Annotated in this window: 8 protein-coding genes and 1 pseudogene; 4 read left to right on the top strand and 5 right to left on the bottom strand. The window is 53.5% G+C overall.

The window, feature by feature from the left end; genetic code table 11:
* Window positions 1-120: 120 nt before the first annotated feature.
* A pseudogene (locus ACSZO1_RS20235) lies at window positions 121-727 on the bottom strand (IS630 family transposase); the annotation flags it as partial.
* An 82-nt stretch (window positions 728-809) separates the two neighbouring features.
* Window positions 810-1772, bottom strand: coding sequence for a hypothetical protein (locus ACSZO1_RS20240; RefSeq protein WP_437615871.1), 963 nt, complete (start codon window positions 1770-1772; stop codon window positions 810-812).
* Between the two features lie 123 nt (window positions 1773-1895).
* Here ACSZO1_RS20240 and rluB point away from each other — a divergent pair, with 123 nt between their 5' ends.
* Window positions 1896-2798, top strand: a complete 903-nt coding sequence (gene rluB, locus ACSZO1_RS20245; RefSeq protein ID WP_437615873.1) for a 23S rRNA pseudouridine(2605) synthase RluB — start codon at window positions 1896-1898, stop codon at window positions 2796-2798.
* 98 nt (window positions 2799-2896) lie between these two features.
* Here rluB and cobO read toward each other — a convergent pair whose 3' ends face one another.
* Both cobO and ACSZO1_RS20255 read right to left on the bottom strand, forming a co-directional pair.
* Window positions 2897-3490 (bottom strand): cob(I)yrinic acid a,c-diamide adenosyltransferase, encoded by a 594-nt coding sequence (gene cobO, locus ACSZO1_RS20250; RefSeq protein WP_437615875.1) that lies wholly within the window; start codon window positions 3488-3490, stop codon window positions 2897-2899.
* Window positions 3490-4251 carry a YciK family oxidoreductase gene (locus ACSZO1_RS20255; protein ID WP_437615877.1) on the bottom strand — a complete coding sequence of 254 codons (762 nt, stop codon included), beginning with the start codon at window positions 4249-4251 and terminating at the stop codon, window positions 3490-3492. The genes cobO and ACSZO1_RS20255 overlap by 1 nt, the downstream gene beginning before the upstream one ends.
* A gap of 192 nt (window positions 4252-4443) precedes the next feature.
* Here ACSZO1_RS20255 and sohB point away from each other — a divergent pair, with 192 nt between their 5' ends.
* A complete protein-coding gene (gene sohB, locus ACSZO1_RS20260; protein WP_437615879.1) occupies window positions 4444-5493 on the top strand; it encodes a protease SohB in 1050 nt (349 codons plus the stop codon).
* A gap of 194 nt (window positions 5494-5687) precedes the next feature.
* Here sohB and ACSZO1_RS20265 read toward each other — a convergent pair whose 3' ends face one another.
* A complete protein-coding gene (locus tag ACSZO1_RS20265; protein ID WP_437615881.1) occupies window positions 5688-5939 on the bottom strand; it encodes a DUF2498 family protein in 252 nt (83 codons plus the stop codon).
* 407 nt (window positions 5940-6346) lie between these two features.
* Between ACSZO1_RS20265 and topA the strand changes: the two genes are divergently transcribed.
* Window positions 6347-8947, top strand: a complete 2601-nt coding sequence (topA, locus tag ACSZO1_RS20270; RefSeq protein ID WP_437615883.1) for a type I DNA topoisomerase — start codon at window positions 6347-6349, stop codon at window positions 8945-8947.
* 210 nt (window positions 8948-9157) lie between these two features.
* Window positions 9158-10132 (top strand): HTH-type transcriptional regulator CysB, encoded by a 975-nt coding sequence (gene cysB, locus ACSZO1_RS20275; protein ID WP_437615885.1) that lies wholly within the window; start codon window positions 9158-9160, stop codon window positions 10130-10132.
* Window positions 10133-10297 lie beyond the last annotated feature (165 nt).

Consider the following 10297-nt stretch of genomic DNA (forward strand, 5'->3'; position numbering starts at 1 on the left):
GGGAGACCGTGTAAGAAAGCGTTAATTCCCGGCGTGATCGACAGTATGCCAATCAGTGATCGGAGGCATGCCAAATCATGATCGACCTTGATGCCAAACCGTGATCGATTCACATGCCATTTTGCACTCTCCACGAACCTGCCAGTCCGCGCCGATTTTCGGATTCAGATGGATATCCACTTCGTCCTCGTAGAACACGGGATGCTCAGCGCTGCGATGTTCCAGCGCCTCACGGATGGCTGCCATTTTTTCTTCTTTTATGCGGGTCGCGAATACGCAGCGTAGGGGCTGCACGTCGCCACACCAGACCGGCCGAAGGCAACCAGCGCCGCACCGTGGAAGCATGCAACCTACAGCCGGTTATCTCATTGATTTTTATCGTCAGCAGTTCCGTGCTCCAGCGTGAGCGCTGGTAACCAAAGTCACCCGGAGAACGTTTTACGAGTTGATGTAACAGCACGCAGATCTGTTCAAACGGCCAGCGACGTCCACGGCCGGGCGGCAGAGATTTCAGTCCCTCAATGCCGTAAAGAGTGAGCCAGTTAATCCAGCGACCGATTGACGAACGGGCGCAGCAAAGCGTTCTGGCGACATCACTGACGCGATAGCCCCGGTGCAGCATCAGGATAGCGGTCAACCTGCGGGCGTGATTCTTGTCGTGCGTTTTATGGATAGTTTTCTTCATCAGGCGTCGTTCGTTACGGGGTATGGGTGCTATGCTCGACATCTCTCAGTCCGGTTGGTGATTTGGGATATTTAGCGGTTGATCAGATCGCTCAACCCGGACTGAGTTCCCTTCAGGTGATCTACTATTTGGAACAGCTATTTAGGTCATCTTCTGGTACATCGTATTCGACACATTCTTTAAGTGTCATAGCAGAGTAGGGTTTTTTGTTACGTTGAGGCATATTCTCAGCGACTTGCAACGTGTCTCGAATATCTTGTTTAGAGATAGTATCTACGGGCTTATCGCCGACAACATAGAACAAAATGTCATAAAATCTGCCGTTCTCTCCAGCGGTTGCTTTACGCCATTCTTTGCCTTGTTCTTCAACGTACATTTCCCATGCCTTTGACAGCGAGATAGCGTTGCTGGATGCAAGATGCTCTGCTTGGGTCACGATTTTTTGTTTTGTTGATTCTTGCTGGCTCTGAGCATCGCTAAGCTGTGATTGCATGGCGGCAATCAACTGGCGGTAACGGGGAAGGTCTCCACTATAGAAAGCCTGGTAGCTCTGGTATAGCAGCGCACGGTTTTCGTCAATCTGACTACCTACTTGATATGCGCTATCTAGGTCTGATTTTTCGAAGTCGATATGTTGCGTATTTAACGTACCCAGAAGCAATTTGGCGGCTTCCTCTCCGCCGTCATACATCTGATTCAAATGATATTCTGCGTAGCCCTCAGCCTCTTCTAGTGTCGCTGTACGGGACAATTTCCTTTCAGGAAAGATCTCTTTTGCATACCTCCCGATTTCCGGTAAACGCTTCGCTTCATCTAACCCCATCTGTAACCAGTGCAGCAGGTACTGATCAAAATCTTGCTTTGTCGCAGCGCGGAAGCCCTGAATGCGTCTTTTGAACGCATCGATAGTCATCGACCCATTTTGCACAAGAGGTATAAAAGGCCGCACCTGATTCATGATCACTTCAGCTTGTTTTTGACTATCCGTACCAAGAGAAACGCGTACAAATCGATTTGAAGCGTTTAATCTAAAGTTCGTGTAATATGTGCGCCCGCGCAACATCGTGTGTGACAGTTTGTGTGACATAATGTGTGCCATGCTGTGTGACGGTAAATAGTTACATATCAAGAGGTTATACTGATTTGTGGGATAACCTATTGTTTTTAAAGTATAACATGACGCCTGGGAAGGCGACAGCGAGGCTGCTCCATGAGCGAGAAGTTACAAAAAGTTTTAGCGCGTGCCGGTCACGGTTCGCGCCGTGAAATCGAAACCCTGATCTCCGCGGGGCGTGTCAGTGTCGATGGCAAACTGGCCACACTGGGCGACCGTGTTGAGCTTGATAAATCCCTGAAAATCCGCATTGACGGTCATATCGTTCCTATCGCCGAATCCGCGACGGAAGTGTGCCGTGTACTGGCTTACTACAAGCCGGAAGGCGAACTCTGTACCCGTAATGACCCCGAAGGCCGTCCGACCGTATTTGACCGTCTGCCGAAACTGCGCGGTGCGCGCTGGATTGCAGTAGGGCGTCTTGATGTCAATACCTGTGGTCTGCTGCTGTTTACTACCGATGGTGAACTGGCAAACCGTCTGATGCACCCGAGCCGCGAAGTGGAACGTGAATATGCCGTGCGTGTCTTTGGTCAGGTAGATGAAGATAAAATCCGTCAGCTGAGCCGTGGCGTGCAGCTGGAAGATGGCCCGGCGGCATTCAAGACGATTAAGTTCGCTGGTGGTGAAGGGATTAACCAGTGGTACAACGTGACCCTGACAGAAGGGCGTAACCGTGAAGTGCGTCGTCTGTGGGAAGCGGTAGGTGTGCAGGTCAGCCGTCTGATCCGTGTGCGTTATGGTGATATCGATCTGCCAAAAGGTCTGCCACGCGGTGGCTGGACTGAGCTGGATCTGCAGCCGACTAACTATCTGCGTGAGCTGGTGGGACTGGATGCGGAAACCGTCAGTAAGGTGCCGGTCGAGAAAGATCGTCGCCGTACTAAAGCGAACCAGATTCGCCGTGCAGTGAAACGTCATACCCAGGTCAGTGGCAGCAATAACCGCCGTTCTGCCGGTGGTAAAGCCGCGAAGCCATCACGCCGCCAGCAGGGCTAATCAGCGAATTGGGCAGGGCGGATTATCCCGCGTCTGCCCTGCATTCGTCAGTACCGTACTGCTGTCAGTCATCACGGGGAACGGGTTTCCCCGTTTTGTTACCAGTCAATTCCCTGTTGTGCCTGAATACCGGCATCAAATGCGTGCTTTACCGGTCGCATTTCACTCACCGTATCCGCCAGTTCGCTAATTTCACGATGACATCCGCGCCCGGTAATAATCACGCTTTGCTGTGATGGCCGCTGTTGCAGCGCCCTCAGTACCTCGTCCAGCGGCAGATAGTCATAACTGACCATGTAAGTCAGTTCATCGAGGATAACCAAATCCAGCGTGTCGTCCTGCAGCATGCGTTTCGCGTGTTGCCATACCTGAAGACAGGCGGCGGTATCTGTTTCGCGGTTTTGCGTATCCCAGGTAAATCCGGTCGCCATCACCTGAAACTCCACGCCATGCGGCTCCAGCAGGTTGCGCTCGCCGTTGGGCCATTCCCCTTTGATAAACTGGATGACGCCCACCCGTTTGCCATGCCCGACGGCGCGGGTGGCGATGCCGAATGCCGCAGTGGTTTTGCCTTTGCCGTTGCCGGTAAACACCATCAGGATGCCACGAACGGTGGTGGCCGCGGCGATGCGCGCATCGACCTGTTCTTTCAGCCGCTGCTGGCGTTGCTGGTGACGATCATCCTGCGCCATTATTCTGCTGCTCCGGGTTTACGGCCGGGCTGGGCATCATAGCTGACCCCGGTTTTGCGGCGGCTGTCGTCGCCCATCAGCCACAAATACAGCGGCATAATATCCGCCGGGGTTTTCAGCTTCATGGCATCTTCCTGCGGGAAGGCGCTGGCACGCATTTTGGTGCGTGTACCGCCCGGGTTGATGCAGTTGACGCGCAGCACCCGGCTGTCGTATTCGTCCGCCAGTACCTGCATCAGGCCTTCAGTGGCGAACTTCGATACAGAATAACCCCCCCAGCCCGCGCGGCCGTTGCGTCCGACGCTGGAACTGGTAAACACCAGCGACGCACCGCTGGCTTTCAGCAGTAACGGCAGCAGTGCCTGGGTCAGGAAAAAGGTGGCGTCGACATTGATGCGCATCACCTGCTGCCAGACGTCAGGCTGTAGCTGTTCCAGCGGAACGATATCGCCCAGCACGCCGGCATTGTGCAGTACGCCATCAAGGCGCGGATAGTGTTGCTGAATAGTGTCGGCCAGTTGCAGGCAGCTCTCTGGCGTTGCCTGTTCCAGGTCGAGGGTAAACCAGCGCGCATGGCGTTTGCCCAGCGCCTGGATCTCATCGCTCACCTGTTGTAATTTTTGCGCGTTGCGTCCCAGCAGGATCACTTCGGCCCCATAGCGGGCATAGGTCAGTGCGGCTTCACGACCGATACCATCGCTTGCACCGGTGACCAGAATAATTCGATGATTAAGCAGATCGCTTTTCGGTTGATAGTGCACAGCGGATTCCTCTGACAATAAGCGTCGCGCCTGACGCGCGAAATTAAGTTGTTTTATGCCTGAAAACCACCCCGAGTTCAATGTCAGAGCGGCGCAATTCTGGCCGACCGCACGCGAAGCAGGCGACGAAGCGAACGGACTCAGCTAAACTAGTGGCTGGCCCCTAATGCTATGTTAAATAAGGCGGATTGAGTGGAATTACTCTCTTATTATGGATTATTTCTGGCAAAAGTTGTGACGGTGGTGATCGCCATCGCAGCGATTGCGGTGATTATTGTTAACGTTGCACAGCGTAAACGCGCACAAAGCGGCCAGCTGCGGGTGACCCATCTTGGTGATGAGTATCGCGAGATGAAGCAGGAGATGACGCTGGCGCAGATGAAGCATCACGAGCAGAAGTTGTGGCATAAGGCACGCAAAAAGCAGGATAAGCAGGAAGCGAAAGAGACAAAGCAGCGGGCGAAGCAGGGGCTGAAAAAAGAGCGCGGCAAGCCAACGCTGTGGGTGCTGGATTTTAAAGGCAGTATGGATGCCTCGGAAGTGGCGTCGTTACGCGAAGAGGTTTCGGCCGTGCTGGCGGTGGCCGGGACGGGCGATGAGGTGTTGCTGCGTCTGGAGAGTCCTGGCGGAGTGGTGCACGGTTATGGTCTGGCGTCATCACAGTTGCAGCGTTTGCGTCAGAAGGGTGTGCGTCTGACGGTCGCGGTAGATAAGGTGGCGGCCAGCGGCGGTTATATGATGGCCTGTGTCGCGGATCGTATCGTCGCGGCACCGTTCGCGATTATCGGTTCGATTGGTGTGGTGGCGCAGATCCCTAACTTTAACCGTCTGCTGAAGCGCAATGATATTGATGTGGAACTGCATACCGCCGGTGAATACAAGCGTACGCTAACGCTGTTTGGCGAAAACACCGAGCAGGGACGCGAGAAATTCCGCGAAGACCTGAATGAAACCCATCTGCTGTTTAAGCAGTTTGTCCATGAGATGCGTCCGTCGCTGGATATTGATCGGGTGGCCACCGGTGAACACTGGTACGGCAGTCAGGCGCTGGAGAAAGGGCTGATTGATACCATTGGCACCAGTGATGATCTGATCATCGCCGAGATGGAGAAGTTTGAAGTAGTCGGCGTGCATTATACGCGACGTAAACGTCTGATGGATCGCTTTACCGGCAGTGCGGCGGACAGTGCTGAACGGCTGTTGCTGAAACTGTGGCAGCGTGGGGATAAGCCGCTGCTGTAATCGGCGGCACAAGTCGCGTTGCCTGTGAATAGTGTGTCTGCACAGGGCGCACGGTCAGATCGGAAAGTCGCTATGCGTCATCCCTGACCGCCCGGCCCGCGCCGCCCATGGCGCGGGACGCTTTCCTCTTCTGACCGTGTGACCTGTGCTTTAGGCCGTGATGTCGTCTGAAGGGGAAAATAGTCAGCCCCAGATTAACGTTGCAGGTGATACTGCGACGACAGCTGCTGAGCAAGAAACTTAAACAGGTTAAACACGATGGTGCTTCGGCTGGTTGGCAGCCCTTGTTCATCGAGGTAGTAGTTGCCACGAAAAACCAGAATATCGCCATTTTGCTCAACGGCAGTGGCCTCCACGCCGCGGAAATAATCCTCATGCTCCACCAGCATGGCATTGGCTTTTACCAGCAAGTCTGCCGCTGCAATTGGCTGTGTATCGCCGTACATATTTTCATCTCCTTTTTACAAATGCCGATTTCCTTCTATATTACTTGCCTGCGAAGCATTGCCGCAAACGCAGACCGCGCTTTTGTTGCGCAGCATCAAAAGCGCATTCCACTGGCGTAACGCCGGAGGGAATGCTAATAAAGTTGCGTATCTGATTTTATCAGGTACAGTGTGGGCGTTTCGGGTTCCGGGAGTAAAACCGGGCTTATCGCTGCACGGGCAATGCTAATTGTGGTGCGAAAAAATGCCGTTAATCAGCGTGTTGTAATGGTCACTCTTGTGCTAAGTTGCCATTTTGCTGTTGGGGGTTGAATTGATCCTAATGCGCTGCAACATAGATATCGCAGTGGGATGTCGTCGATAGAGCCGTCACTACATTCGGACGTTATAATCAGGTAAAGGTAAATATGGGAAAAGCTCTCGTAATAGTTGAGTCCCCGGCAAAGGCCAAAACAATCAATAAATATCTCGGTAATGACTACGTGGTGAAATCCAGCGTCGGTCATATACGCGATTTGCCGACCAGTGGTTCAACAGTTAAAAAGAGCGCTGACTCTGTAACCAGTAAAACGGCGAAAGCTAAAGTCAAAAAGGACGAAAAAGCGGCGCTGGTCAGCCGCATGGGCGTCGACCCTTATCACGGCTGGCAGGCCAATTATCAGATTCTGCCGGGCAAGGAAAAAGTGGTCGCCGAACTGAAATCACTGGCCGAAAATGCTGACCACATCTATCTTGCAACCGACCTTGACCGCGAAGGGGAAGCCATTGCCTGGCACCTGCGGGAAGTGATCGGCGGTGATGACTCACGCTACAGCCGCGTGGTGTTTAACGAAATTACCAAAAATGCGATTCGTCAGGCGTTTGAGCTGCCGGGCGAACTGAATATTGACCGTGTGAATGCCCAGCAGGCGCGCCGTTTTATGGACCGCGTCGTGGGTTACATGGTCTCGCCACTGTTGTGGAAGAAAATCGCCCGCGGACTTTCTGCCGGTCGCGTACAGTCAGTTGCGGTGCGCCTGGTGGTGGAACGTGAGCGCGAAATCAAAGCTTTCGTCCCGGAAGAGTATTGGGAGCTGGATGCTGACCTGACGACGCCGAAAGGCAGTGACCTGCCGATGCAGGTGACGCATCAGGGTGATAAGCCGTTCCGTCCGGTCAACCGCGAACAGACCATGGCGGCCGTCAGCCTGCTGGAAAATGCGCGTTACAAAGTGACGGAACGCGAAGATAAACCGACCAGCAGCAAGCCTGGCGCGCCGTTTATCACGTCCACGCTGCAGCAGGCTGCCAGCACCCGTCTTGGTTTTGGTGTGAAGAAAACCATGATGATGGCGCAGCGTCTGTATGAAGCGGGCCATATTACCTATATGCGTACCGACTCCACCAACCTGAGCCAGGATGCGGTGGCGATGGTGCGCGGTTATATTGGCGATAACTTTGGTGCGAAATATCTGCCGAAAGACGCCAATACCTACGCCAGCAAAGACAATTCGCAGGAAGCGCACGAAGCGATTCGTCCTTCTGATGTCAAAGTGCAGGCGGAACAGCTGAAAGATATGGAAGCCGATGCGCAGAAACTGTATCAGCTGATCTGGCGTCAGTTTGTTGCCTGTCAGATGATGCCTGCACAGTATGATTCCACCACACTGACGGTTGAAGCGAGCGAGTTTAAGCTGAAAGCGAAAGGCCGTACGCTGCGTTTCGACGGCTGGACCAAAGTGATGCCAGCGCTGCGTAAAGGCGATGAAGATCGCACGTTACCAGCGGTTGACGTGGGCGAGGAACTCAGCCTGCAGCAGCTGAAACCGGGTCAGCACTTTACCAAGCCGCCTGCGCGTTTCAGTGAAGCATCGCTGGTGCGTGAGCTGGAAAAACGTGGCATTGGCCGTCCATCGACCTACGCGTCGATTATTTCCACCATTCAGGATCGTGGTTACGTGCGTGTCGAAAGCCGCCGTTTCTACGCTGAGAAAATGGGTGAAATCGTCACCGATCGTCTGGAAGAGAACTTCCGCGAGCTGATGAACTATGACTTCACCGCGCATATGGAAACCAGCCTCGACGAAGTGGCAAATAACCAGGCGCAGTGGAAAGCGGTGCTGGATAAATTCTTTGGCGAGTTCAGCGGTCAGCTGGAGCAGGCGGAGAAGGAGCCGGAAGAGGGCGGCATGCAGCCGAACCCGATGGTGCTGACTTCTATCGACTGCCCGACCTGTAGCCGTCAGATGGGTATTCGTACCGCCAGCACCGGGGTGTTCCTCGGCTGTTCCGGTTACGCGTTGCCACCAAAAGAGCGCTGCAAACAGACGATTAACCTGATTCCGGAAAATGAAGTGCTGAATATTCTGGAAGGGGATGAGGCGGAAACCAATGCACTGCGTGCCCGCCGTCGTTGCCATAAATGCGGCACGGCGATGGACAGCTATCTGATCGACAATCAGCGTAAGCTGCATGTCTGTGGTAATAACCCAGGCTGTGACGGTTACGAGATTGAAGAGGGTGAATTCCGCATTAAGGGCTATGACGGTCCGATCGTTGAATGTGAGAAATGTGGTTCCGAAATGCACCTGAAAATGGGCCGCTTCGGGAAATACATGGCCTGCACCAACGACGACTGCAAAAACACGCGTAAGATCCTGCGCAACGGCGATGTCGCGCCACCGAAAGAAGATCCGGTGCCGTTACCTGAGCTGCCGTGTGAGAAATCGGACGCGTATTTTGTCCTGCGTGATGGTGCCGCCGGTGTCTTCCTGGCCGCGAATACCTTCCCGAAATCGCGCGAGACCCGTGCGCCGCTGGTGGAAGAACTGAAACGCTTCCAGGATCGCCTGCCGGAGAAACTGCGTTATCTGGCCGATGCGCCAGTCGCGGATGAAGACGGCAACAAGACGGTGGTCCGCTTCAGCCGTAAAACCAAGCAGCAGTATGTGGCTTCGGAGAAAGACGGTAAAGCCACTGGCTGGTCCGCTTTCTATGTTGACGGCGCCTGGCAGGTCAGCAAAAAATAATCACCCAGGGCTGGTCAATGACCAGCCCTTTTTTATGGTCTTCCTTATAGCCAAACGCTATACAGCTGTCATAAAAATGATATAGTTGTTATAGAAACACGGCTTTTACCTTCTGTCGCATCTTAACGTCAGCCTCAGCGATATCTGCAGCATACGGTTATCGGGTTCGCAGGGATTCGGCGTGTTGCTTAACCCGGACGGACGCAAAGTATGAAATTGCAGCAACTACGATATATTGTTGAGGTGGTCAACCATAACCTCAATGTCTCTTCAACGGCTGAAGGGCTCTATACCTCACAACCCGGCATCAGTAAGCAGGTCAGAATGCTGGAAGATGAGCTGGGCATCCAGATTTTCGCCCGCAGCGGCAAGCATCTGACTCAGGTCACACCCGCAGGCGAAGAAATTATCCGTATCGCACGTGAAGTGCTCTCAAAAGTCGACGCCATCAAATCTGTCGCCGGTGAACATACCTGGCCGGATAAAGGCTCGCTGTATGTTGCCACCACCCATACTCAGGCGCGTTATGCTCTGCCTGGCGTGATTAAAGGTTTTATCGAGCGCTACCCACGTGTTTCGCTGCATATGCATCAGGGCTCGCCAACGCAGATTGCTGAAGCGGTATCGAAAGGCAATGCTGACTTCGCTATTGCCACTGAAGCACTGCATCTGTACGACGATCTGATCATGCTGCCGTGTTATCACTGGAACCGGGCGATTGTCGTGACGCCAGATCATCCATTAGCGGGCAAGAGCAAAGTGTCGATTGAAGAACTGGCTGAATACCCGTTAGTGACCTACACCTTTGGCTTTACCGGACGCTCTGAACTGGATACCGCGTTCAACCGTGCCGGGTTAACGCCGCGCATCGTCTTTACCGCGACAGATGCCGATGTGATCAAAACCTATGTGCGGCTGGGGCTGGGGGTAGGGGTTATCGCCAGTATGGCGGTGGACCCGGTTTCTGATCCGGATTTGGTGCGCATCGAAGCGACCGATATCTTCACTTACAGCACCACCAAGATTGGTTTCCGCCGCAGTACCTTCCTGCGCAGCTATATGTATGATTTTATTCAGCGTTTCGCGCCACATTTAACCCGCGATGTGGTGGATACCGCCGTGGCGTTGCGTTCAAATGAAGATATCGAAGCGATGTTTAAAGACATTAAGCTGCCTGCCAAATAACAATGCCACACAAAAACTATGGTTAATCAGGCCGCTGCTGCGGCCCTTTTTGTTTCAGGCTATATCTGCGTGTGTACAATCAGGTTGTTAAGGAAGGTGCGATTAATTCGATGGGAACCATTTTTTCGTCCTGTCATAGTATGGTAAATGAACAAAGAACCGCCC

The organism is Erwinia sp. V71 (genome assembly GCF_965644245.1).
GTDB lineage: Bacteria > Pseudomonadota > Gammaproteobacteria > Enterobacterales > Enterobacteriaceae > Erwinia.